This window comes from Actinoplanes sp. HUAS TT8, assembly GCF_051380535.1.
Lineage (GTDB): Bacteria > Actinomycetota > Actinomycetes > Mycobacteriales > Micromonosporaceae > Actinoplanes.
Genome location: NZ_CP195646.1, coordinates 6,147,600 through 6,170,525 on the forward strand (window position 1 = coordinate 6,147,600; position 22,926 = coordinate 6,170,525).

Here is a 22,926-nt window from a genome sequence, read left to right on the forward strand (position 1 = left end):
ATCTCGTCATCCGTTGTGATCCCGTTTTAACCTGACTGTCGGTGAGCACCGCCACAATGGCCTGGTGGTGACCGAGACGATGATGCCGGTCAACGGCATCCAGGTGTGCCTGGAAACCTTCGGCGAGCGCACCGACCCGCCTCTCCTGCTCCTGGCCGGAGAGGCCAACTCGATGGACTGGTGGGACGACGAGTTCTGCCGCCGGCTGGCCGCCGGCGGGCGATTCGTCATCCGCTACGACCATCGGGACACCGGCCGATCCAGCGTGTTCCCAGCCGGGGCGTCGTACTCGGGCGTGGACCTGATGAACGACGCGCTCGGTGTCCTCGACGCGCTCGGCGTACCGGCCGCGCACCTGGTCGGGCTGTCCCTGGGCGGGGCGCTGGCCCAGCGCATCGCCGTCGAGCAGCCACATCGTGTCCTGTCGCTCACCCTCATCGCGACCAGCGCCGGGCTCGGGCCGGACGCCACCCCGGTCCTGGCCGGCGTCACCGCCGTGGCCGCGGTCCGGACACCGCCGGCGACGTCGGTGCGGGTCCGCACCACCACCGACGAGGTGGACTGGTCCAACCGGCGGGCCGCCGTGACCGGGCTGATCGCCGAGATCCGGGCCCGGGGCGGGCCGTTCACGCCCGACGAACCACAGCTGCGCCGCCTCGCCGAGCGGGTGTTCGACCGGTCCGGGAATCTGGGGACAGCGCGGGTGAATCATCGGCGGGCCGGATACGGGCCGCCGGTGCGGGACCGGCTGGCCGCCATCGAGGTGCCCACGCTGATCCTGCACGGGACGCTGGACCAGCGGTTCCCGGCCGAACATCCGCGCGAGCTGGCCCGGGTCATTCCCGGGTCGCGGCTGGTGTGGCTGGAGGGCGTGGGCCACGAGATGCCGCCGCGCGCCGTCTGGAGCCAGGTCCTCACCGAAATCCTCGGCGAGCCCGCCGACCCCCTGCCCCCGACGGCCTGACCCACCGACGACACCCACCTGCAGCACTCGCCCGTGCTGCCCACTACCGCCGCCCAGGGGCGCCTCAGCACCGTCGAGACACCCCTGACAGCCGGCCCACCCGCTCCCGCCGCCGGCCCACCCACCGCAGCCGGCTCCCCGGGATGCCTCGGCGGCGCTGGGGGAACGGGGTGGGAATCAGGGGTGCGAGCGCATGCCGGCCAGGAGGGACAGGCCGGCGATGACGGAGCCCGCGCAGGCGGCCAGGTAGCCGAAGACCAGGACCGGGCCGGCCGCCACGTCGAGGCCGGCCAGGACCAGCACGGCCAGGAAAGCGGCAGCGGCCGAACCGGCGGTCATGACCCAGCCGGCCGCCTTCTGAGCCGGGGTCCAGCGGGACGAACCGGTGGCGATCAGCATGCCGGCGGCCGGGCTGACCACCGGCATCAGGAAGGTGCCGCCGATCAGCAGGGCCAGTGCGGCGGACTCGGCGCCGCCGACCACCGCGACCCGGGGCTGCTGGGGTGGCGCCGGGGACGGGGCCGGGAGGCGGAGGTGGACCGGGAGGAACCCTCTTCGGGTGGCGGCGGCCAGGTGCTCCGGGGGCCCTAACCGGCTCAGCACCGGGCCCGGGTCGGCGCCGGGTTCGCGGCGGGCGGCCACGTAGTCGGTGACCGTGCGCATCAGCTCGTCCCGCAGGTCGGGCGGGAGGTCGCCGCTCGCCGCCCAGAGTTCGGCCAGGTAGTCGAGCACCACCGCGTCGCCGTGGGACAGCCCGGCGGTCGCCCCGGCCGGCGGCAGGTAGGGCGTGGCCGGGCCGGCCAGGGTGGCGGCCGGTGAGTCGGTGGAAGACGCGGGTGTCATGTCGGTTCCCCTTCGCGAGGCGAGGCGGCGATGCGGTCCAGCATCGACCCGCGTGTGTGCCTCGCACATCGGACCAGGGGTGTATTCCGGAGCGCCGGTATCAGACTTTCGGCCTAGGTCCGACGGGCGGGAGCGTGAGGAGGCGGCCGCCGGGCGGGTGCGCGGCCTAGGGTCGGGGTATGCGTGTGGTCTCCCTGCTGCCGTCCGCGACCGAGATCGTCTACGCCCTGGGGTTGGGGGACGACCTGGTCGGGGTGACGTTCGAGTGTGATGAGCCGGCCGCGGCGCGGTCGGAGAAGACCGTGGTGGTCGGCGGGCGGGACACCCGGGGGATGACGCCGGGCGAGATCGACGACTACGTGCGGACGCGGATGGCCGCCGGCGGGGATCTTTACACGCTGCACGCGGACGCGCTGGCCGGGCTGGCGCCGGATCTGATTCTCACGCAGGACCTGTGCCGGGTGTGCGCGCTGCCGTCCGGGCACGTGGAGGACGCGCTCACGCATCTGGGCTGTTCGGCCGGGGTGCTCAGTCTCGATCCGCACACTCTCGGCGAGGTGCTGGCGACGTTCGTGGAGGTGGGCGCGGCCACCGGCGTACGGGAAGCGGCTTTGGATCTTGTCGGTCGTCTTGAGGCACGGCTGACCGCGGTGGAACGGGCGGTGGCCGACCGGCCGCGACCGAAAGTGGCCATCGTGGAGTGGGTGGATCCGCCGTTCACCGGTGGGCACTGGGTTCCGGATCTGGTAGCCGCGGCCGGTGGTGAGGCGGTCGCGGCGCGGCCCGGGCGGCGGTCGGTCCAGGTGTCCTGGGCCGAGTTGGCCGCACCCGGGCCGGAGGTCGTGCTGGTCACGCCGTGCGGGTTTCACCTGGACGGCGCGGTGCGGCAGGCCGAGCGGGTGCTGCCACACTTCCCGGACGCCCAGGTCTGGGCGATCGACGGGGACGGTCTGGTGGTGCGTCCGGGTCCGCGGCTGGTCGACGGGGTCGAGGCGATCGCGGCGATCCTGCACCCGGACGCGGTGCCCGAACCCAGACCGGGAACGATCAGGCGCGTCCGGTGATCAGCGTCATCGAGTGGGTGGACCAGCGGGTGCGGGCCGCCTCCCGGACGCGTGACGCCCGGTGGAGCCAGGCGATGTCCCGACCGAACGACCAGCTCAGCGACCCGAGCGCGATCGCCAGGGTGCCGATCGCGGCCCACGTCGGCAGCAGCCCGGTGGCCACGACGGCGAGGAGCACGCCCTGCTGGGCGGCGACGACCTTGCGGGAGAACCGGGGCGGCAGCGCCGCGTTCAGCCAGGGCAGGGCCCAGGAGGCGGCGACGAACGCGTACCGGAACGCGCCGATGGCCAGCGCCCACCAGCCGTACGTGACGGCGGCGTAGACGCTGAGGACCAGGATCAGGAACGCGTCGACCTCCATGTCGAACCGCGCCCCGAGGGCCGACGTGGTGCCGGTACGGCGGGCCACCTGGCCGTCGACACCGTCCATGGCCAGTGCCACTGTGGCGATCGTCACCAGCAGCCAGACCGGGATCTCGTTGCCGAGGATCGAGCTGGTGACCAGGGCGGTCACTCCGCCGGTGAGGATGGCCCGGCCGAACGTGACCAGGTTCGCCCAGCCGAGGAACGTCATCCCGGCCCGGTCCAGGGCGGTGCCGAGCAGGGCGCAGAGGACCGCGCCGTACGCGATCCCGGCGATCCCACCGGCCAACGTGAGTCCCGCAGTCCCGGCCAGCAGCGCAAGCAGCGCAAGCTGGGCCGCGAACCCGGCGAAAGGCGCCCGGGACGGGGTCGTCGTGGCGGTAGTGATGGTCACCATGCCTCCTGGACTTAGGGTCTAACCGCGCTGTCCTCCACACACACGCTTGTCGAGGACTTTCGGTTCAGAGGAGTTGTCAGGTGTTCGACGCGAGGGCCTTTTGGGTCACTTCCCCCGGATCGGGCGAGTTACGCACGGAATCGGTGCCGGAGCCCGGTCCGGGCGAGGTGCTGGTGCGGACGCTGCACTCCGGGGTCAGCCGGGGCACCGAGACACTCGTCTTCCAGGGGCGGGTGCCGGAGAACCAGTGGGCCTCGATGCGCGCGCCGTTCCAGGACGGGGATTTCCCGGGGCCGGTGAAGTACGGCTACCTGAACGTCGGCGTGGTGGAGCAAGGGGCTCCCGAGTTGATCGGGAAGACCGTCTTCTCCCTTTTCCCGCACCAAACCCGATATGTCGTCGGAGGCGAGAAAGTCACCGTCGTCCCCGACGACGTCCCCGCCCGCCGCGCGGTCCTCACCGGAACCGTCGAGACCGCGGTCAACGCCGTCTGGGACGCCCACCCCCAGGTCGGCGACCGCATCACGGTCGTCGGCGCCGGCATGGTCGGCGCCTCGGTCGCCGCGATCCTGGCCGGCTTCCCGGGTGCGGACGTCCAGCTGGTCGACGCCGATCCGGCCCGGAAGACCGTCGCCGCAGCACTGGGAACCGACTTCGCCCGGCCCGAGGACGCGGCCACCGAGCGCGACCTCGTCATCCACGCCAGCGCCAACCCGGCCGGCCTGGCCCGCTCGCTCGAACTGCTGCGGACCGAGGGCACGGTCGTCGAGCTGAGCTGGTACGGCGACCGCGACGTCCCCCTGCGGCTGGGCGAGAACTTCCACTCCCGGCGCCTGACGATCCGCAGCAGCCAGGTCGGTGGCATTCGTCCGGAGCGCGGACGCACGTACGCGGAACGCCTGGTTCTGGCCTTGAAGCTGCTCCGCGACGACCGTTTCGAGGCCCTGCTCACCGGTCGATCGGGTTTCGACGAGCTGCCCGCGGTCATGCCCCGGTTGGCCGATGGCGGCCTGCCCGCCCTGTGTCACGTGATCGACTACCCGGACGGGAATTGATCTTTCCGGCTCGGGTAACCGTTGTGCAGATGAAGATCCGCGACTAGAGGAGTGAGCCCTTGTTCAGCGTCACCGTCCGCGACCACATCATGATCGCGCACAGCTTCTCCGGCGAGGTCTTCGGACCCGCGCAGCGGCTGCACGGCGCCACCTTCGTGGTCGACGCCACCTTCCGCCGCCCGGAGCTGGACCAGGACAACATCGTCGTGGACATCGGCCTGGCGTCCGAGCAGCTCAAGACCATCTGCGGCAGCCTGAGCTACCGCAACCTCGACGACGACCCGGAGTTCTCCGGCGTCAACACGTCGACCGAGTTCCTGGCCAAGCTGATCGCCGACCGGCTGGCCGTCCGCATCGGCGCCGGCGAACTCGGCCCGGGCGCGTCCGGCCTGACCGGCGTCGAGGTCACCCTGCACGAGTCGCACATCGCCTGGGCGAGCTACGAGCGAACCCTGAAGTGAGCTTTCCGCTCCACGCGGTGCTGCCGGCCGGCGTCGACGATCCGGCAGCACCCAGCGGCGGCAACCGCTACGACCGGGCCGTTCTGGATCAACTTCACGACCGGTTTCCCGTACGGGAGATAGCCGCCCCCGGCACCTGGCCCCGTCCCGCCGAAACCGATCGGGATCACCTGTCCCGCGTGCTCGCCGAGTTCCCGGACGGCGCCACGGTGCTGCTCGACGGCCTGGTCGCGTGCGGGGTGCCGGAGGTGCTGGAACCGCACGCCGCCCGTCTGCGCCTGGTCATCCTGGTCCACCTGCCGCTGAGCGACGAGACCGGACTGTCCCCGGCCGACGCGGCCGAGCTGCGCACTCTCGAAGGCCGGGCGCTGCACCTGGCGGCCGGGGTGATCGCGACGAGCACCCAGGCGGCGGCTCATGTCGCGGCGATGCACGGGCTGGCGAAGGTGCACGTCGCGGCGCCCGGGGTCGATCGGGCGACGCCGTCGATCCCCTCCCCGACCGGGCACAGGCTGCTCTGCGTGGCGTCGCTGACGCTGCGCAAGGGGCAGGACGTGCTGCTCAGCGCGCTGGAGCAGCTCACCGATCTGGACTGGGTGGTCACATTCGTGGGCGCGGGCCGCCCGTTGACCGCGGATACCCGGCACATCCGCTTTGCCGGACCGTTGGCCGGGGCGGAACTCGAAGCGGCGTACGCGGACGCGGATCTTTTCGTGCTCCCGTCGCGCGCCGAGACCTACGGCATGGTCATCACCGAGGCGCTCGCGCACGCGCTGCCGGTCGTGGCCACCGAGGTGGGCGGCGTCCCCGAGGCGTTGGGCGTCGTGGCCTCCCCCGGCGGCGGGGGCGGGGCTGATGCCGTACCCGGGAAGCTTTTGGCTCCTGAAGATCCTGATGCCCTGGCCGAGACCTTGCGGGCCTGGCTGACCGACGCTGATCTGCGGCGACTCTGGCGCTCGCGAGCCGAGGCCCGCCGCGAGACCTTGACCGGCTGGGACGAGACCGCCCGCCGCATCACTGAGATCCTGAGAGAAATCGAGGAAGGAACCGCATGACCGGAGAATTCAGCGCCGACTGGCTGGGCCTGCGCGAGCCCGCCGACGCCGACGCCCGCTCCCTGGATCTCGTCGGGCGGCTGCCCACGCCCACGAAGGTGATCCGGGATCTGGGCTGCGGCACCGGCTCGCTCGGGCGGTGGCTGGCGCCGCGGCTGCCGGTCCCGCAGCTCTGGATCCTCACCGACCGCGACCACGACCTGCTGGAGATCGCCGCCGACCGGATGCCGGACGGGGTCAACGTGGCGATCGACGAGCGGGACGTGACCGCGCTGACCCGCGACGACCTGACCGGCGCCGACCTGGTCACCTGCTCGGCGCTGCTGGACCTGCTGACCGCGCCGCAGATCGACCGGCTGGTCGAGGTGTGCGCCCAGTCCCGGACGAACGCGCTGTTCACGCTCTCGGTGACCGGCGTGGTCACCCTGGAGCCGGCCGATCCGCGCGACGCCGAGGTGCGGGACGCGTTCAACGCCCATCAGCGTCGGGACGCCAAGCTCGGGCCGGACGCGCCGGACTACGCGGCGGCCGCGTTCGAGAAGGCCGGTGCACGCGTCATCATCCGGGAGAGTCCCTGGCAGCTCGGCCCGCAGCGACCGGAATTGACCGCCGAATGGCTGCGCGGCTGGGTCGGCGCGGCCGTCGAGCAACGCCCTGACCTGCAGTTCGACGACTATCTGGCGACTCGGACGGCCGATCTTCCGACGATCGCCGTCGGGCACAAGGATGTTTTGGCGATCTTCGACTGAACCGAGGCCCGGCGGTCGGGCGTACTAGTCCTTGAGGGATCGACGAGGGGACGAGTAAAAGTGAGCCGATCGTTCTGGGCTTGGGCCCGCCTGCTGGGCGGCGCCGCGATCATCGCGCTGGTGCTGTGGCGACTCGGCACCGGCGCGTTCGTGGACGGGCTGCGGGTGCTCGACGGCGGCACCCTGGCGCTGGCCTTCGGGATCGGCGTGGTCACCACCGTGCTCAGCGCCTGGCGCTGGTGCCTGGTCGCCCGCGGCCTGGGGATGCGGCTGTCGCTGAAGGACGCGACGGCCGACTACTACCAGGCGCTCTTCCTCAACGCGGCGCTGCCCGGCGGGGTGCTCGGCGACGTCGGGCGGGCCGTGTCGCACGGGCGCGAGGAGGGTGACGTCGGTCGCGGTGTCCGGGCCGTGGTGCTGGAGCGGACGGCCGGGCAGATCGTGCTTCTCGTCGTGGGCGGGGCGGTGCTGGTGACCGTACCCTCGCCGGTCCTGACCCTGCTCGGTGCGCACGGGCACATCATCGCCATCGTCGCCGCCGTCCTCGCGATCGCCGCGCTGCTGGTCCTGGGGATCGCCCGGCGGGTCCGGCGCAGCGGCTCGAAGCTGGCCGGCGCCGCCCGCACCGGCGCCTCGGAGATCCGCGCCGGACTGCTGGCCCGGCGCAACTGGCCGGGCGTGCTGTTCGCGTCGGCCATGGTTCTTCTCGGTCACCTGGCGACGTTCGTGGTCGCGGCCCGGGTCGCCGGCAACGGGACGTCGATGCTGACCCTGGCCCCGATGCTGCTGCTGGCCCTGCTGGCGATGGGCATCCCGCTCAACGTGGGCGGCTGGGGCCCCCGCGAGGGCGTGATGGCCTGGGCGTTCGGTGCGGCCGGGCTCAGCGCCGAGCAGGGCGTGACGATCGCGGTGGCCTACGGGATCTGCGCGTTCGTCGCCGCCGCCCCCGGCGCGATCGTCGTCGCCGTCCGCGCCGTCCAGAAGATGCGGACGCGCCCGGCCCAGCCGGCCTTCCGGGTGCAGGTCATCGCACCCGTCTCCCCCGCCGTCGTGGCCACCTCACCGGCGCCGATCCCGGTGCGCATCCGCCGCACCACGGTCCGGCAGCCGGCCTACAGTTCGAGCGGGGCCCCGGTTTGATCCACCCGTTGTCCCGCGAACCTCTCGGACAGGGCGTAGCGCAGCAGGACCACGTCGCCCAGCCGGCGGACCTCGGCCAGCCGGGCGCGGTTCTTCGGGCCGGCCGGGAAGACCCCGTCGCGCACGAACCGCGGTGCCCGCGAGTCACCGACGAAGAACGGCGCGACCACCAGCTGCAGCTCGTCGGCGAGATCACGGGTCAGGAACTGGGTGTGCATGGTGCCGCCGCCCTCGACCATCAGGCGCCGCACGCCCCGCGCGGCCAGGTCGGCCGAGACCAGGTGCACGTCGACCGGGTCACCGCCGTCGACCACCGTGGCGACGCCGCCGAGCAGTTCACGGGCCTGGCCGGCGGTCGGCGTGGCGCAGTAGACCAGTTTCTCGGACTCGCCGGTGGTGAAGAACGCGGCCGCCGGGTCGAGGTCGCAGCGGCTGGTGATGGTCACCTTCACCGGGTTCTCCGGCTCGCCGCGGGCGACCCGGGCCGCGCGGCGCTGCGCCGAGCGGACCATCAGGCGCGGATTGTCCTGGCGGATCGTCGCCGCGCCGACCAGGATCGCGTCACAGCCGGCGCGCACATCGTCGACGCGGTCGAAATCCGCGTCGTTGGACAGGAGCAGACGCTCCTCGGTGGTGTCGTCGAGATAACCGTCGATCGACATCCCACAACTCAACAAGGTGTACGGACGCTCAGCCATCGTGCGTCCACGATAATCCGCGGTGTGCGGCGGCCGATCTCCGGGCACAGCTTCAGCCACCGGCGTAAAAATGGGGAGGACCGATGTTGAAGGCCACCGTCCGACGGCAGGTGACCGTGCCGCTGCGGTTTTCCGACGGCTATGTGACCACCGCTCAGGTGATGACGTTCGACGGCCTGACCGACGACCGCGAGCACCTGCTGCTCGGTCTGGGTGACTGGCGCCGGGCGTTGACCAAGTCGGCCGCCGGTGGGCGGGCGCCGCTGGTCCGCCCGCACAGCGAGTGCCTGACCGGTGACGTGTTCGGCAGCCAGCGCTGCGACTGCGGTCCGCAGCTGCGCGAGGCCGCCGAGCGGATCACCGAGCAGGGCGGCTTCCTGCTCTACCTGCGACAGGAGGGCCGGGGCATCGGCCTGTACGCCAAGCTGGACGCGTACGCGCTGCAGGACGACGGCCTGGACACGTACGAGGCGAATGTCGCCCTGGGTCGCGGCGAGGACGAGCGGGACTACAGCGCGGCCGCGCAGATGCTGCTGGCGGTCGGCGCCGACCGGATCCGGCTGCTCAGCAACAACCCGGACAAGGCGTCCCAGCTGGACACTCTCGGCATCGAGGTGACCCAGCAGATCCCGACCGGTGTGCACATGTCTGCGGCAAATGTCCGCTACCTGCGGGCCAAAGCGTCACACACCTCCCACACGATTGAACTGCCCCTGGCCGAGTGACCCCCGGTTCCACCCGGCCCGGTTTCCGGCACGATGTCTTTCGTGACGGGAGCGAACATTCCGGGAGCGGGCGACCTGGACGCGATGGTGTCCGCGGTCGACCAGCTGCCGTTCATCGTCATCCTCTTCGAGGGACCCGAGCTGCTGGCGGTCGGCGCGAACGCGGCGACCCGAGCGGTGCTGCCCGGCCGGGAGGTGATCGGCCGCCCCTGCCGGGACGTGCTCAGCGACCTCGCCGGCCAGCAGTTCCTCGACGTGTTCAGCGAGGTCTACCGGACCGGGGAGACCGTCGCCGGCCGGCAGTGGCGGGTGCACCTGGACCATCCGGACCAGCCGGTGAACGAGATCTTCGTGACGTTCACGATCATGCCGTGGCGCTCGCCCGACGGGTCGGTGCGCGGCGTGATCGGCGCCGCGTTCGACGTCACCGAGATGACCCGGCATCGCCAGGAGGCCGAGGCCGAGACCGCCCAGCTGCGCCGGCGCTACGAGCAGACCCGGGACGTGATCACCGAACTGCAGCGTGAACTGCTGCCGCCCGGCCTGCCGGTGCTGCCGCGCCTGCAGGTGGCGGCCAGCTACTTGCTGGCCGACGCCGACACCGCGGCCGGCGGCGACTGGTTCGACGCGGTCACCCGGCCCGACGGCCGGGTCGCCCTGGTCGTCGGCGACGTCGTCGGGCACGGCATCACCGCGTCCGGCGCGATGGGCCAGCTCCGCGCCGTGCTGCAGGAACGCCTCGACTCCGGGGCCACCGCGGCCGAAGCCCTCTCGGCCGCCGACCGGTTCGCCGCGCGGGTGCGCACCGCCCACGCGACGACCGTGTGCCTGGCCGAGCTCGACCCGGCCAGCGGCGAACTCACCTACTGCACGGCCGGGCACCCGGCGCCGCTCGTGATCGGCGCCGACGGCTCGACCCGGTTCCTGCCGGTGACCGGGGGCGCGCCGCTGGGCACCGGCGGGGCCTTCCCCGTCCGGCAGGATCACCTCGACCCCGGTGACCTGCTGCTCCTCTACAGCGACGGGATCCTGGAACGGCCGCTCGGCGGATCCGCGCCGGCCACCGAACTGGCCCGGGTGGCCGGGGACGCGGCGGCCGGGCGGGCACTGCGCGAAGCCGGGACGACCGCGGTGGAACGGGTGTGCGGGCAGACGATCGAGCTGCTGGTGCGGGCCGGCGGGCACGCCGACGACATCACCTTGCTGGCGGCTCAGCGGGTGGATGCCGTACCGGAACTGGTCATTGATCTGCCGGCCGATCCGGCGACCCTGCGTGGCGCCCGGGCCCGGCTCGGAGCCTGGCTGGCCGAGCTCGGCGCGGCCGACAACGACGTGTTCGTGCTGCAGCACGCGCTCGGCGAGCTCGCCACCAACGCGATCGAGCACGCTCAAGGTCAACATCCGATTGAGGTACGGGCCATGCTCACGCCCGCCGGCCGGGTCGAGGCGACCGTCACCGATCACGGCGGGTGGCGCACGCCGGAGCGGCAGCCGATCCGCGGCCGTGGCCTGGCCCTGACCGCCCAGCTGGTCGAGAGCCTGCGCGTCGAACCCGGCGCCAACGGGACGGTGGCCACCGTCCGGCATCCGCTGAGCCGCCCGGCCCGGCTGCTGACCAGCTTCGACGACGCGCCCGTGGTCACCACCCCACCGCCCGACATGGCGATCTCGGAACTGCCCGGCGACAACGAGGCCCAGGTCCGGGTCGACGGTCCGGTCGACATGACCTCGGCCGAACGGATGCAGGTCGAACTGCTGCGCCGCAGCCGGGGCGGGACCGTACCGATGACCCTCGACCTGACCGGGGTGACCCACCTGGCCAGCGCCGGGGTGTCGGCGCTCTACCAGATCGCCGAGCACCACCACGACCAGAAGGCGACCCTGACCCTCATCGCGTCCCCGGGCAGCCCCGCGCGGCAGATCCTCGACCTGGTCGGGCTGCCAGTCACCCCATAGGGTCGTCCACAGGGCTGGGCAGAACGCCGGTCGGGCTCACTACTATCGCGGAGTGACTTCCGCTCCCCCGATCCCTGTGTCCGACGCCGTCGATGCGCTCAACCGCGTCTTCGGCTATCCGGAGTTCCGCGGTCAGCAGCGCGAGATCGTCGAGCACGTGATCGGCGGCGGCGACGCGCTCGTGCTGATGCCGACCGGCGGCGGCAAGTCGCTGTGCTACCAGATCCCGGCCCTGGTCCGCCCCGGCACCGGCGTGGTCATCTCCCCGCTCATCGCCCTCATGCAGGACCAGGTGGATGCGCTGCGCACGCTCGGCGTCCGGGCCGGGTTCCTCAACTCGACGCAGGACTACGAGGAGCGGCGCCTGGTCGAGACCGAGTTCGTCGGCGGCGAGCTCGACCTGCTCTACGTCGCCCCCGAGGGCCTGGGCACCCCCGGCGTGCAGCGGCTGCTCGACCGGGGCACGATCTCGCTGTTCGCGATCGACGAGGCGCACTGCGTCTCCCAGTGGGGGCACGACTTCCGGCCCGACTACCTCGCGCTGTCGATGCTGCACGAGCGCTGGCCGGACGTGCCGCGCATCGCGCTGACCGCCACCGCGACCACCGCCACCCGCGACGAGATCGCCGGCCGGCTCCAGCTGAACGAGGCCCGGCACTTCACCGCGAGCTTCGACCGGCCCAACATCCAATACCGGATCGTCCCCAAGAACGATCCGAAGAAACAACTGCTGGAGCTGCTGCGCTCGGAACACGCGGGCGACGCCGGCATCGTCTACTGCCTGTCCCGGGCGTCGGTCGAGAAACACGCGGAATACCTGTCGGCGAACGGGATCCCCGCGTTGCCGTACCACGCCGGCCTCGACTCCCGGGTCCGCGCGCGGAACCAGGCCCGCTTCCTCCGCGAGGAAGGGCTGGTCATGGTGGCCACGATCGCGTTCGGCATGGGGATCGACAAACCTGACGTACGGTTCGTCGCCCACCTCGACCTGCCCAAATCGGTGGAGGGGTACTACCAGGAGACCGGCCGCGCCGGGCGCGACGGGCTGCCGTCCACGGCCTGGTTGTCGTACGGGCTGCAGGACGTCGTCCAACTCCGCAAGATGATCGACAGCTCCGAGGGCGACCTCAACTTCCGGCGCAACGCGAACCGGCACCTCGACTCGATGCTCGCCCTGTGCGAGACCGTCTCCTGCCGTCGCGGCCAGATCCTGGCCTACTTCGATCAGGAAGCGCCGTCGGAGTCGTGCGGCAACTGCGACACGTGCCTGACCCCGCCCGAGTCGTGGGACGGCACCGTCCCGGCGCAAAAACTGCTGTCCACGGTGTTCCGCCTGCAGAAAGAGCGAAACCAGAAGTTCGGCGCCGGCCAGTCCATCGACATCCTGCTCGGCAAACGCACCGACAAGGTGTCCCAGTTCCGCCACGACGAACTGTCCGTCTTCGGCATCGGCGCCGACCTGCGCGAGGCCGAGTGGCGGGGCGTCGTCCGGCAACTCCTGGCCGGGGGCTACCTGGCGGTCGAGGGTGAATACGGGACACTGGCCCTGACCGAACGCAGCGGGGCCGTGCTGCGGCGCGAGGTGACGCTGATGATGCGCCGCGAGCTGCCGGTCCAGCGCCGCTCCTCGTCCTCCCGCTCGTCCGGCTCGGGCTCGGGCTCCTCCGGCTCCGGGCGCGCTCCGGCGGCGGACGTGGCCGACTTCCCCGCCTCGGCCGAGCCGCTGTTCGAACGCCTGCGGGCGTGGCGGGCGTCGATCGCCAAGGCCCAGAGCATCCCGCCCTACGTCATCTTCCACGACAAGACCCTGCGCGCGATCGCCGTGCTGGAACCGGCCACCCTGGACCAGCTGGGCACCGTCAGCGGCGTCGGCCAGAGCAAACTCACCAAGTTCGGCGACGACGTCCTCTCCGTCGTCCGCGGCGAGGAACCCGCTGCTCCCGCTCCTGCGGGCTATGCCGCCACTGCCGCGGCTCCCGCGACCTCTGCCACGGCTCCTGCCACTCCCTCGGCCTCTGCGGCCACTCCCGCGGCTCGTGCGGCCTCTGCCGCGACTGAGGACGCCGACGACTACTTCCCGCTCCTGCGCGACGAGGACGAGCCCTACTTCGACTGACCGCCGCCCACTCCACCGCCGAGGCTGCCGCGAGGCGGCCCGGCTCATTCCCGCGGCGCCAGCGGGACCGTGCCCGCGGGCTGCACTCGGCCGGCTTCCGACGGGCAGGCCGGACCGATGCGCCTAGCCGGAGACCGGAACCAGGCAGGATCGGCCGCTGGCTCGACGCGGGCCGAGCAACAACGCGGCGCCAAGCAGGCCAGGCGACCACGCGGCGCCAGGCGGGCCGGGCCCAGGCGCCTGGCCGGAGGCCAAAGCCAGGCAGGGGCGGGCGACGGCTCGGGACCTCAGGCGGGCGACGGGCGACGGGCGGCGGGCGCGGCGGGCGGGCGGCAGGCGCGGCGGGCGGCAGGCGCGGCGGGCGGCAGGCGCGGCGGGCGGCAGGCGCGGCGGGCGGCAGGCGCGGCGGGCGGCAGGCGGGCGACGGCGCCGCGCGGCGGGCGACGGGCACGCGGCGGGCGGGCCGAGAAGTCAGGAGGGGGCTGGGGCTGCCGGCCTGCCCCAGGGTGGGGCGGGCCGGCAGAGTCGGTGCGGTGGTTACTGGTTGACCACGTTGACCATCCACGGGACGCCGAACTTGTCGACCAGCTGGCCGAACTCGTCGCCCCACATTTGCTTCTCGAAGGGGACGTGGACGGTGCCGCCGTCGGCGAGTTTGTCCCAGAAGGCGCGGAGGTTGTCGGTGCTGTCGCCGCTGATGCTGACCGTGTTGGTGTTGCCGGGGGTGAACGGCATGCCCGGCGGGGTGTCGGACGCCATCAGCGTGTAGCCCTGCGGGGTTTCCAGCATCGCGTGCATGATCTTGTCCTTGATCGACTCGTCCGGGGCGCCGAACTCGCCGAACGTGTTGATGCGGAGGTCGCCGCCGAAGATCGACCGGTAGAACTCCACGGCCTCGCGGGCGTTGCCGTTGAAACTCAGGTACGGGTTGAGTCGGGACGTCATCTCAGGCTCCCTTGCCGTCGAACGCTGTCCCCCGGGACGCTAAACCCACCCACCGACATTTTTCGACGGATCGACGAAGCCTTTACCCGGACGAGGGGCGGAACTCCTGGACGGGTTTGTTGCCTTGACCGCGACCAGCAGCGGACGTCGCCCTTTCGGGCCTCGCGTTCTGGGCGCGCCAGCGCCCTGCGAGGGTCGGAAGGGTCCCCGCGGGAGCGACGGTCTGTACCCCGGCGGAGATAGGCAATGAAGAATTTGATCTTGATCGAAATCGGACGGGATCTCGTCCGCATGGTGGGTGCCATGGGTGCGGACGAGATCCCGGCCGAGGTCAGCGGTGGTCGGAGCCCTCGGATTCGACCGCGGCGCGGCCCGCTTCGAGGCGGGCGATCGGGACGCGGAACGGTGAGCAGGAGACGTAGTCCAGCCCGACCTCGTGGAAGAAGTGGACCGAGTCGGGGTCGCCGCCGTGTTCGCCGCAGACGCCGAGTTTGAGGTCGGGGCGGGTGGCGCGGCCCTCCTCGGCGGCGATGCGGACGAGCCGGCCGACGCCTTCGGTGTCGATCGACTCGAACGGGCTGATGCCGAAGATTCCGAGCTCCAGGTAGCGCCAGAAGAACGCGCCTTCGACGTCGTCGCGGGAGAAACCCCAGCCCATCTGGGTCAGGTCGTTGGTGCCAAAGGAGAAGAACTCGGCGGCCTCGGCGATCTGGCCGGCGGTCAGCGCGGCCCGCGGCACCTCGATCATCGTGCCGATCACCACCTTGACGCCGGAGTCGCCGGCCACCTCGGCGATGATCTTCTCGGCCTCGGTGCGGACCGTCTCCAGCTCCTGGACGGCGCCGACCAGCGGGACCATGATTTCCGGGCGCGGGTTGCCGCCCTCGGCCGCGAGGGCGACGGCGGCCTCGGCGATGGCGCGCACCTGCATCGCGAAGAGTCCGGGAATGACCAGGCCGAGGCGGACGCCGCGCAGGCCCAGCATCGGGTTCTGCTCGTGCATGCGGCGGACCGCGGCCAGCATCTGCACGTCCTGCTCGACGCGTTGTCCCTGCTCCTGGGCGACCGCGACCTTGACCGCGAGTTCCTCCAGGGACGGCAGGAACTCGTGCAGCGGCGGGTCGATGAGCCGGATGGTGACCGGCAGGCCGTTCATCTCGCGCAGAATGTCCAGGAAGTCGGCCCGCTGCAGCGGCTGCAGGGCGGCCAGGGCGTCGTTGCGATCGGTCTCGGTGCGGGCCAGGATCAGGCGTTCGACCAGCTCACGGCGGTCGCCGAGGAACATGTGCTCGGTGCGGCACAGGCCGATGCCCTGAGCGCCGAAGCGTCGCGCGCGGGCCGCGTCGGTGCCGGTGTCCGCGTTTGTTCGGACTTTCAGGCGCCGCTTGCCGTCGGCGTGCGTGATGATCCGGTGCACGGCGGCGACCAGCGGATCGTTGGCGCGCTCCGGGTCGAGGTCGCCCTCGAAGTACTGCACGACCTCGCTGGGCCGCACCGGGACCTCGCCCAGGTAGACGCGGCCGGTGGTGCCGTCGATCGAGATGATGTCGCCCTCGCGGACCTCCTGCGAGCCGATCGTGAACGAGTCGCGACCGACCTCCATCTGGTCGGCACCGCAGACACAGGTCTTGCCCATGCCCCGGGCGACCACCGCGGCGTGCGAGGTCTTGCCGCCACGGCTGGTCAGGATGCCGTTGGCGGCGATCATGCCGGGCAGGTCGTCCGGGTTGGTCTCGCGGCGGACGAGAATGACGGCTTTCCCCTGCGCCGCCGCCTCGACCGCGTGCTTCGAGGTGAACACCACCTCGCCGGCCGCCGCGCCGGGCGACGCGCCGATGCCGCGGGTGACCGCGGCCGGGTCGCCGGACAGGTCGAAGCGGGGGAACATCAGCTGGCCGAGCTGCGCGCCGGTGACCCGGGTGAGCGCCTCGTCCAGGTCGATCACGCCCTCGTCGACGAGCTGGGCGGCGATGGTGAACGCGGCCGCGGCGGTGCGCTTGCCGACCCGGGTCTGCAACATCCACAGCTTGCCGCGCTCGATCGTGAACTCGATGTCGCACAGGTCGCGGTAGTGGCCTTCGAGGGTCGCCATGATCCGCAGCAGCTCGTCGTAGCTGCGTTTGTCCAGCTTCGCCAGCTCGGAAAGCGCCAAGGTGTTGCGGATGCCGGCGACGACGTCCTCGCCCTGCGCGTTGGCCAGGTAGTCGCCGTAGATGCCCTGCTCCCCGCTGGCCGGGTCGCGGGTGAAGGCGACGCCGGTGCCGGAGTCGTTGCCCAGGTTGCCGAAGACCATCGCGACCACGTTGACCGCGGTGCCGAGATCGGCCGGGATGCGCTCCTGGCGGCGGTAGAGGACGGCGCGGTCGGCGTTCCAGGATCGGAAGACGGCTTCGATCGCCAGGTCGAGCTGCTCGCGCGGATCCTGCGGGAAGTCGTGCCCGGTGTGTTTCACGAACACTTTTTTGTACGCCGTGACCAGCGCTTTCAGGTCGTCGGCGTCCAGCTGGACGTCGTCCTTGACGCCCTTGGCCGTCTTCGCCTCGTGCAGCGCGTCCTCGAACTCGCCGCCCGGCACGTCGCACACGGTCTTGCCGAACATCTGGATCAGCCGGCGGTACGAGTCCCAGGCGAACCGGTCGTTGCCGCCGGCCTGCCGGGACAGCCCGGCCACCGACTCGTCGTTGAGCCCGACGTTGAGGACGGTTTCCATCATGCCCGGCATCGAGAACTTGGCGCCCGAGCGCACCGAGACCAGCAGCGGGTCGTGCGAGTCACCGAGTCGCCGGCCGATCGCCTGCTCCAGCGTGGCCAGGTGCGCGTCGATCTCGCCGGGCAGGCCGTCGACGTGCGTGCCGTGCCGCAGGTACTCCTGGCAGGCCTCGGTGGTGATGGTGAATCCGGGAGGAACGGGGAGGCCGAGGTTCGTCATCTCCGCGAGATTGGCGCCCTTGCCACCCAGCAGATCCTTGAGGTCCTTGTTTCCTTCGTGGAAGTCGTAGACGAACTTCATGCCGCAGCCCACCTCCGCCTAATGATCCGAGGCTGAATACACCTTCGTGCCCCGGGATTCGTAAGGCTAAGCACGGGTACGGCGAATAGTTAACAGTCCGGTGGCTTTTTCCACACCGGTTCGTGGACGCGTGTTCGGATCGCGCTCTCTCCGCGCACTAATGAGCATGGAAGCTGTGCGTGACAGGTTGACCACGGAAGGTTTAATGTGGAGCGAGGCTCAGCATCCGGGAGTGGTCACCGGACAAAATAAGACGCCGCTGCGAATTCCACGGGGGAAGAACTCGCAACGGCGCACCGCGAACATTAGACCAACCGCGTCCGGCTGTCTATCCCACCCGCTGGACGACCGAGCCGACCAGCTTCTTCCAGTCGGTCTCGAAACCCGCCGCGGGTTCGGACTTGTTCAGCTGATAGATCGCATAGGTGTCCACCAGAACCACGTTTCGCGAGGTCACCACCGCGACAGCGGTGTCCGCCGTGCCCGGGTGGGTCTTCTCGTAGCTCTTGTGGCGGACCAGCACGAACCCCGACCAGCCGCCCTCGTCGAGCTCGCGCACCTCGACCGTCTCGGTGTAGGCCGGCTCGGACTTGTCCGAGGTCACCTGCGCCGGCACGGTCAACGTCGGCGCGCAGCCGTCGGCCACCGCGCGCAGCAGCGACTGCCCGGCCCCGGCCGCCTTGTCGTCCGGATAGACCAGGGCGAGCTGCTCCAGCGTCTGCGCGCCGGTCTCCCCCTCGTCGGCGAACGACGACGTCACCGTGTCGGCACCCGGCGGCAGGGCCGGCGCGGCCGTGGTGCCGCCGCAGAAACTGGCCATCTGCTGCGGGTCCGCGCTGGTGTCGGGCGCGGTCCAGGTCGGACCGATCTCGGAGGCCTGCAGGAAGGCGCCACGCATGGTGGTCACGTCGATCCGGCCGGCGTCCGGCTTGTCGTCGTCCGAGCAGCCGGCCACCGCGAGCACGGCAAGAGCAGCGACGACGGCGAGCCGGAGCGGTCTGGCGGTCACGAACATCGGGCCATCTTGGCAGACTCCGGCCGCCGGACGAAAAGGTTGTCCACAGGTTCGACGGGGCGTGATGCACCGCCCACCGAGGGCTGCCGAGTTTTCCACAGGCCGGCGGCCGTCCGTCGCGTTCGGCGTCGATCACCGCTAGCGTGATGGCAGGCGTCAGCGAGGAGGCCGGCGATGACCGACATCGATGCATTGGCGGCTCGGCTGCGCGCCGAGCTCGGTCCACGGCAGGTCCTGACCGACCGGTCGGAGCTGCGGACGTATGAGTGCGACGGCCTCGCCCACTACAAGGTCATCCCCGCCCTGGTCGCCCTGCCGGCCACCGCCGAGCAGGTCGCCGCCGTCGTCCGGGCATGCGCCGGGACCGGCACCCCGTTCGTCGCCCGCGGCTCCGGCACGGGCCTGTCCGGCGGCGCGCTCCCCCACGCCGACGGCGTGCTGATCGTGACGTCCCAGCTGCGCGAGATCGTCGAGGTCCGGCCGGAGGACGAGCGCGCCGTCGTCCAGCCCGGCGTGATCAACCTGCAGGTCACCAAGGCCGCCACCCCGCACGGCTACTACTATGCGCCCGACCCGTCCAGCCAGCAGATCTGCTCGATCGGCGGCAACGTCGCGGAGAACTCCGGCGGCGCCCACTGCTTGAAGTACGGATTCACCACCAACCACGTGACCGGTCTGGAGGTCGTCACCCCGGACGGCGAGCGGGTCCGGCTGGGCGGGCCGGCCCCCGACGCGCCCGGTTACGACCTGCTCGGCGCGTTCGTCGGCTCGGAGGGCACGCTCGGCGTCGCCACCGAGGTCACGGTCAAACTGACCCGTCTGCCCGAGACCGTGCGCACCCTGCTCGCCGGGTTCCTCTCGACCGACCAGGCCGGCGCCGCCACCTCGGCGATCATCGCGGCTGGCGTGGTCCCGGCCGCGATCGAGATGATGGACGCCCTGGCCGTCGAGGCGGCCGAGGCGGCCGTGAGGTGCGGCTATCCGGAGGGCGCGGGCGCGGTGCTGATCGTCGAGCTGGACGGCCCGGCGGCCGAGGTCGAGGCCCAGTTCGACCAGGTCAGCGCGCTCTGTGCGGAACACGGCGCGTTCGGGACCCGGGTCGCCGCCGACGACACCGAGCGGGCGCTGATCTGGCGCGGGCGCAAGTCGGCGTTCGCCGCCGTCGGCCGGATCAGCCCGGACTACATCGTGCAGGACGGGGTGATCCCCCGCACCGCGCTGCCCACCGTGCTGCGGCGCATCGGCGAGGTCGCGGCCGAGCACGGCGTCCGGGTGGCCAACGTGTTCCACGCCGGCGACGGCAACCTGCACCCGCTGGTCCTCTTCGACGACGCGGTGCCCGGCCAGGCCGGTCGGGCCGAGACGGTGTCGGCGGCGATCCTCGACCTGTGCATCGAGCACGGCGGGTCGATCACCGGCGAGCACGGGGTCGGCATCGACAAGGCCAAACACATGCCCCGCATGTTCACCGACGACGACCTGGACACGATGCAGCTGCTCCGATGCGCCTTCGACCCGGACGGGATAGCCAACCCGGGCAAGGTGTTCCCGACCCCCCGCCTGTGCGGCGAGCGCCCCGGCCGCCACCAGGGCACGCATCCGTTGCACGCCACCGACGTGGCGGAGATCTTCTGATGGGCGCGCTCGACGAGCTGACCACACCCGCCGGCGACGACGACACCGTCGGCGGGGTCCCGGCCCGGCTGGTGGCCGCGCCGCGAGACACGGCCGAGGCGGCCGCGCTGATCAAGGCCGCACAGGGGCTGGCCGTGGTGATCCGGGGCGGCGGGACCAAGCTCGACTGGGGTCCGCCCCCGCGCGAGCTGGATCTGATCATCGACACGCGGCGGCTGGCCGGGGTCGTCGAGCACGCCGCCGGGGACCTGATCACCGTGGTCCGCGCCGGGACACCGATGGCCGAGCTGCACGAGCTGCCCGGCCAGCAGCTCGCGCTGGACGCGCCGCCGTCGGCGACGGCCGGGGGCACGGTCGCGGCCAACGCCTCCGGTCCGCGCCGGTTGCGCTACGGGACGGCCCGTGACCTGCTGATCGGCATCACCGTGATCCGCCCCGACGGCACGATCACCAAGGCCGGCGGCAAGGTGGTCAAGAACGTCGCCGGCTACGACCTGGGCAAGCTCTACACCGGCGCCTTCGGCACCCTCGGGCTGATCACCGAGTGCGTCTTCCGCTTGCATCCGGTCCCGGCCGCCTCCGTTTTCGTACGGGCGGTGGCCCCGCCCCTGCACGCGGCGAAAATCCTGGCCGGACAGTTCGCGGCCAGCGCCCTGGAGGTCAACGGCGCCCCGGGCGCCGAGCCGGAGCTGGCGGTCCTGCTGGAGGGCACCCCGGCCGGGGTGCACGACCGTGCCGCCGTCATCGCCGGGCTGCTGGACGGCGAGATCTCGGACGACCCACCGCCGTGGTGGGGTGTCCCGCCCTGGTCGGCGGGCGAGGTCGGCGTCAAGCTGACCGGGTCGTTGTCGCAGGTCCCGGCACTGATGGCGACCGCCGTGGGCACGGGCGCCACGGTGCGCGGGTCGGCCGGGGCCGGGGTTCTGTATGCGGGACTCCCCGCCACCGAGGGCACCGTCGAGGCCGGGCGCGCGGTGGAACTGCTGCGGGCCGCGGCCGTCCGGGCCGGTGGGCACGCGGTGGTGCTGACCGCGCCCGCCGGGGTGCGGGAGACGCTGGACATGTGGGGTCCGGTGCGGGGGCTGGCGTTGATGCGGCGGGTCAAGGAACAGTTCGATCCGGGCCATCGGTTCGCCCCGGGCCGTTTCGTGGGAGGCATCTGATGGCCGATCTGGACTCGCCCCGGGGGGCCACGCCCACGCCGCCCGACGCGCTGCGGGCCGCCGAGAACGGGAGCTCGGCCGGCGCCTTCGACGATCAACACCCGCCCCGGGCCGATCTCGTCTCGGATTGCGTGCACTGCGGTTTCTGCCTGACAACCTGCCCGACGTACGTGTTGTGGGGCGAGGAGATGGACTCGCCCCGCGGCCGGATCCACCTGATCGCGCAGGGGCTGGAGGGCGAACCGCTCAGCGACTCCATGGTCAGCCACTTCGACGCGTGCCTGGGCTGCATGGCGTGCGTGACCGCCTGCCCGTCCGGGGTGAAGTACGACCGGCTGATCGAGGACACGCGCGCGCAGGTGGAACGGCGACACCCGCGCACCGCCCGGGAACGGATGCTGCGGGCGGCGATCTTCGCGGTGTTCCCGTACCCGCGTCGGCTCCGACTGCTGCGGGGGCCGTTGTGGGCGTACCAGAAATCGGGTCTGCAAAAACTGGTCACCCGCAGCGGCCTGCTGCAACGGCTGGCGCCGACCCTGGCCACACTGGACTCGCTGGCGCCGCCGCTGCGCGGGGTGCCACGACCGCCCCGGCGCGTCGAGGCGCGCGGCCCGCGACGGGCGGTGGTGGGGATGCTCACCGGGTGCGTGCAGTCCGCGTTCTTCCCCGACGTCAATTCCGCGACGGTACGGATCCTGGCCGCCGAAGGGTGCGACGTACTGATCCCTTCCGGTCAAGGATGCTGCGGGGCGCTGAGCGTGCACAACGGCCGGCGGGGCGAGGCGGAAGGGTTCGCGCGGCGGCTCATCGACACGTTCGAACAGAGCGGCATGGACTACTTCGTGGTCAACGCGGCCGGATGCGGGTCCTCGCTGAAGGAGTACGGGGAACTGCTCGCGGACGATCCGGCGTATGCGGGGCGGGCCGCGGCGTTCGCGGCGAAAGTTCGTGACCTGGCCGAACTGCTGGTCGAGCTGGGGCCGGTGGCGCGACGGCATCCGCTGCCGGTGATCGTGGCCTATCACGACGCGTGTCACCTCGGGCATGCCCAGGGCATCCGGGAACAACCGCGGGCACTGCTGCGAGGGATTCCGGGGCTGGAACTGCGGGAGATCGCCGAGGCGGAGATCTGCTGCGGGTCGGCCGGGGTGTGGAACGTGCTGAACCCGGAGCCCGCGGCTGAGCTGGGTGATCGGAAGGCCGGGGCGGTCCTGGACACCGGGGCGGCGCTGCTGGTCACGGCCAATCCGGGGTGTCTGATGCAGGTGGCGGCCGCTGTCCGGCGGCGGGGTGGGTCGGTGGCGCTGGCTCATACCGCTCAGGTTTTGGACGCTTCACTTCGTGGGCTGGGAGTTGCAGCGCTCACAGATCGGCGGGCTTGACTCTGCCCCTGGGGCAGAGCTGACGCTTGTTCCAACGGAGGCGCCGCCTTCGGCTCGGCGATCAGTGAGCGGCCGGGCAGGCGCTCGGCTTCCACGGTGGGCCAGTGGCTGCTCGGTTTCCGCCGTGGGCGGACGGGCGGGGGCTCGGCTTCCCCGGCGGGGGCTCGGCTTCCCCGGCGGGGGCTCGGCT

General features: G+C 71.8%; 19 protein-coding genes. 13 read left to right on the plus strand and 6 right to left on the minus strand.

Going from position 1 to position 22,926, the window contains the following annotated elements:
- Positions 1–64: 64 nt before the first annotated feature.
- Complete coding sequence (locus tag ACSHV8_RS27570; RefSeq protein WP_436520121.1) at positions 65–964, plus strand: alpha/beta hydrolase; 900 nt, start codon at positions 65–67, stop codon at positions 962–964.
- Between the two features lie 177 nt (positions 965–1,141).
- Here ACSHV8_RS27570 and ACSHV8_RS27575 read toward each other — a convergent pair whose 3' ends face one another.
- Positions 1,142–1,807 carry an HAAS signaling domain-containing protein gene (locus ACSHV8_RS27575; RefSeq protein ID WP_436520123.1) on the minus strand — a complete coding sequence of 222 codons (666 nt, stop codon included), beginning with the start codon at positions 1,805–1,807 and terminating at the stop codon, positions 1,142–1,144.
- A gap of 179 nt (positions 1,808–1,986) precedes the next feature.
- Here ACSHV8_RS27575 and ACSHV8_RS27580 point away from each other — a divergent pair, with 179 nt between their 5' ends.
- The gene (locus tag ACSHV8_RS27580; RefSeq protein ID WP_436520125.1) at positions 1,987–2,871 is read left to right on the plus strand and encodes an ABC transporter substrate-binding protein; all 885 of its coding nucleotides are present in this window, start codon (positions 1,987–1,989) and stop codon (positions 2,869–2,871) included.
- Here the strand turns inward: ACSHV8_RS27580 and ACSHV8_RS27585 are convergent.
- Positions 2,855–3,628 (minus strand): CDP-alcohol phosphatidyltransferase family protein, encoded by a 774-nt coding sequence (locus tag ACSHV8_RS27585; RefSeq protein WP_436520127.1) that lies wholly within the window; start codon positions 3,626–3,628, stop codon positions 2,855–2,857. The two genes, ACSHV8_RS27580 and ACSHV8_RS27585, sit on opposite strands and share 17 nt — an antisense overlap.
- A gap of 83 nt (positions 3,629–3,711) precedes the next feature.
- On the opposite strand from ACSHV8_RS27585, the gene ACSHV8_RS27590 reads away from it, so the two are divergent.
- The 5 genes from ACSHV8_RS27590 to ACSHV8_RS27610 are packed head-to-tail and all read left to right on the plus strand — an operon-like array spanning position 3,712 to position 8,091.
- Positions 3,712–4,686 (plus strand): dehydrogenase, encoded by a 975-nt coding sequence (locus ACSHV8_RS27590; RefSeq protein WP_436520129.1) that lies wholly within the window; start codon positions 3,712–3,714, stop codon positions 4,684–4,686.
- Between the two features lie 59 nt (positions 4,687–4,745).
- Positions 4,746–5,147 (plus strand): 6-pyruvoyl trahydropterin synthase family protein, encoded by a 402-nt coding sequence (locus tag ACSHV8_RS27595; protein ID WP_436520130.1) that lies wholly within the window; start codon positions 4,746–4,748, stop codon positions 5,145–5,147.
- Positions 5,144–6,202, plus strand: coding sequence for a glycosyltransferase family 4 protein (locus ACSHV8_RS27600; protein ID WP_436520132.1), 1,059 nt, complete (start codon positions 5,144–5,146; stop codon positions 6,200–6,202). The genes ACSHV8_RS27595 and ACSHV8_RS27600 overlap by 4 nt, the downstream gene beginning before the upstream one ends.
- Positions 6,199–6,951 carry a class I SAM-dependent methyltransferase gene (locus tag ACSHV8_RS27605; RefSeq protein ID WP_436520134.1) on the plus strand — a complete coding sequence of 251 codons (753 nt, stop codon included), beginning with the start codon at positions 6,199–6,201 and terminating at the stop codon, positions 6,949–6,951. Before ACSHV8_RS27600 ends, ACSHV8_RS27605 begins: the two co-directional genes overlap by 4 nt.
- Positions 6,952–7,011: 60 nt before the next feature.
- Complete coding sequence (locus ACSHV8_RS27610) at positions 7,012–8,091, plus strand: lysylphosphatidylglycerol synthase transmembrane domain-containing protein (RefSeq protein WP_436520136.1); 1,080 nt, start codon at positions 7,012–7,014, stop codon at positions 8,089–8,091.
- Here ACSHV8_RS27610 and ACSHV8_RS27615 read toward each other — a convergent pair.
- A complete protein-coding gene (locus tag ACSHV8_RS27615; protein ID WP_436520138.1) occupies positions 8,064–8,789 on the minus strand; it encodes a RibD family protein in 726 nt (241 codons plus the stop codon). The two genes, ACSHV8_RS27610 and ACSHV8_RS27615, sit on opposite strands and share 28 nt — an antisense overlap.
- Before the next feature lie 83 nt (positions 8,790–8,872).
- Between ACSHV8_RS27615 and ACSHV8_RS27620 the strand changes: the two genes are divergently transcribed.
- The 3 genes from ACSHV8_RS27620 to recQ are packed head-to-tail and all read left to right on the plus strand — an operon-like array spanning position 8,873 to position 13,586.
- A complete protein-coding gene (locus ACSHV8_RS27620) occupies positions 8,873–9,514 on the plus strand; it encodes a GTP cyclohydrolase II (protein WP_436520140.1) in 642 nt (213 codons plus the stop codon).
- A gap of 33 nt (positions 9,515–9,547) precedes the next feature.
- Positions 9,548–11,470: a SpoIIE family protein phosphatase gene (locus ACSHV8_RS27625; RefSeq protein ID WP_436520142.1), complete on the plus strand. Its 1,923-nt coding sequence runs from the start codon at positions 9,548–9,550 to the stop codon at positions 11,468–11,470.
- Positions 11,471–11,522: 52 nt separating this feature from the next.
- Entirely contained in the window at positions 11,523–13,586 is a 2,064-nt protein-coding gene (gene recQ, locus ACSHV8_RS27630) for a DNA helicase RecQ (RefSeq protein ID WP_436520144.1), read from the plus strand.
- Positions 13,587–14,123: 537 nt separating this feature from the next.
- Here recQ and ACSHV8_RS27635 read toward each other — a convergent pair.
- The 3 genes from ACSHV8_RS27635 to ACSHV8_RS27645 all read right to left on the minus strand — a co-directional run bounded on the left by ACSHV8_RS27635 (position 14,124) and on the right by ACSHV8_RS27645 (position 18,556).
- Positions 14,124–14,531: a VOC family protein gene (locus tag ACSHV8_RS27635; RefSeq protein WP_436520146.1), complete on the minus strand. Its 408-nt coding sequence runs from the start codon at positions 14,529–14,531 to the stop codon at positions 14,124–14,126.
- 331 nt (positions 14,532–14,862) lie between these two features.
- Entirely contained in the window at positions 14,863–17,541 is a 2,679-nt protein-coding gene (gene ppdK / locus ACSHV8_RS27640) for a pyruvate, phosphate dikinase (protein ID WP_436520148.1), read from the minus strand.
- A gap of 328 nt (positions 17,542–17,869) precedes the next feature.
- Complete coding sequence (locus tag ACSHV8_RS27645; RefSeq protein WP_436520150.1) at positions 17,870–18,556, minus strand: hypothetical protein; 687 nt, start codon at positions 18,554–18,556, stop codon at positions 17,870–17,872.
- 174 nt (positions 18,557–18,730) lie between these two features.
- Here ACSHV8_RS27645 and ACSHV8_RS27650 point away from each other — a divergent pair, with 174 nt between their 5' ends.
- From ACSHV8_RS27650 to ACSHV8_RS27660, 3 genes are read left to right on the plus strand one after another with little or no spacing between them, the layout of a single operon-like run.
- Positions 18,731–20,191, plus strand: a complete 1,461-nt coding sequence (locus ACSHV8_RS27650) for an FAD-linked oxidase C-terminal domain-containing protein (RefSeq protein ID WP_436520152.1) — start codon at positions 18,731–18,733, stop codon at positions 20,189–20,191.
- The gene (locus tag ACSHV8_RS27655; RefSeq protein ID WP_436520154.1) at positions 20,191–21,354 is read left to right on the plus strand and encodes an FAD-binding oxidoreductase; all 1,164 of its coding nucleotides are present in this window, start codon (positions 20,191–20,193) and stop codon (positions 21,352–21,354) included. The genes ACSHV8_RS27650 and ACSHV8_RS27655 overlap by 1 nt, the downstream gene beginning before the upstream one ends.
- Complete coding sequence (locus tag ACSHV8_RS27660; protein ID WP_436520156.1) at positions 21,354–22,736, plus strand: (Fe-S)-binding protein; 1,383 nt, start codon at positions 21,354–21,356, stop codon at positions 22,734–22,736. The genes ACSHV8_RS27655 and ACSHV8_RS27660 overlap by 1 nt, the downstream gene beginning before the upstream one ends.
- The last annotated feature ends 190 nt before the right edge of the window (positions 22,737–22,926 follow it).

What these genes read in the sequence shown, in the direction of transcription:
- ACSHV8_RS27660 (WP_436520156.1), top strand. Translation starts at nt 21,354, where the DNA reads ATGGCCGATCTGGACTCGCCCCGGGGGGCCACGCCCACGCCGCCCGAC.
- ACSHV8_RS27650 (WP_436520152.1), top strand. Translation starts at nt 18,731, where the DNA reads ATGACCGACATCGATGCATTGGCGGCTCGGCTGCGCGCCGAGCTCGGT.
- ACSHV8_RS27580 (WP_436520125.1), top strand. Translation starts at nt 1,987, where the DNA reads ATGCGTGTGGTCTCCCTGCTGCCGTCCGCGACCGAGATCGTCTACGCC.
- ACSHV8_RS27605 (WP_436520134.1), top strand. Translation starts at nt 6,199, where the DNA reads ATGACCGGAGAATTCAGCGCCGACTGGCTGGGCCTGCGCGAGCCCGCC.
- ACSHV8_RS27620 (WP_436520140.1), top strand. Translation starts at nt 8,873, where the DNA reads ATGTTGAAGGCCACCGTCCGACGGCAGGTGACCGTGCCGCTGCGGTTT.
- ACSHV8_RS27635 (WP_436520146.1), bottom strand. Translation starts at nt 14,531, where the DNA reads ATGACGTCCCGACTCAACCCGTACCTGAGTTTCAACGGCAACGCCCGC.
- ACSHV8_RS27575 (WP_436520123.1), bottom strand. Translation starts at nt 1,807, where the DNA reads ATGACACCCGCGTCTTCCACCGACTCACCGGCCGCCACCCTGGCCGGC.
- ppdK (WP_436520148.1), bottom strand. Translation starts at nt 17,541, where the DNA reads ATGAAGTTCGTCTACGACTTCCACGAAGGAAACAAGGACCTCAAGGAT.
- ACSHV8_RS27625 (WP_436520142.1), top strand. Translation starts at nt 9,548, where the DNA reads ATGTCTTTCGTGACGGGAGCGAACATTCCGGGAGCGGGCGACCTGGAC.
- ACSHV8_RS27645 (WP_436520150.1), bottom strand. Translation starts at nt 18,556, where the DNA reads ATGTTCGTGACCGCCAGACCGCTCCGGCTCGCCGTCGTCGCTGCTCTT.
- ACSHV8_RS27655 (WP_436520154.1), top strand. Translation starts at nt 20,191, where the DNA reads ATGGGCGCGCTCGACGAGCTGACCACACCCGCCGGCGACGACGACACC.
- ACSHV8_RS27615 (WP_436520138.1), bottom strand. Translation starts at nt 8,789, where the DNA reads ATGGCTGAGCGTCCGTACACCTTGTTGAGTTGTGGGATGTCGATCGAC.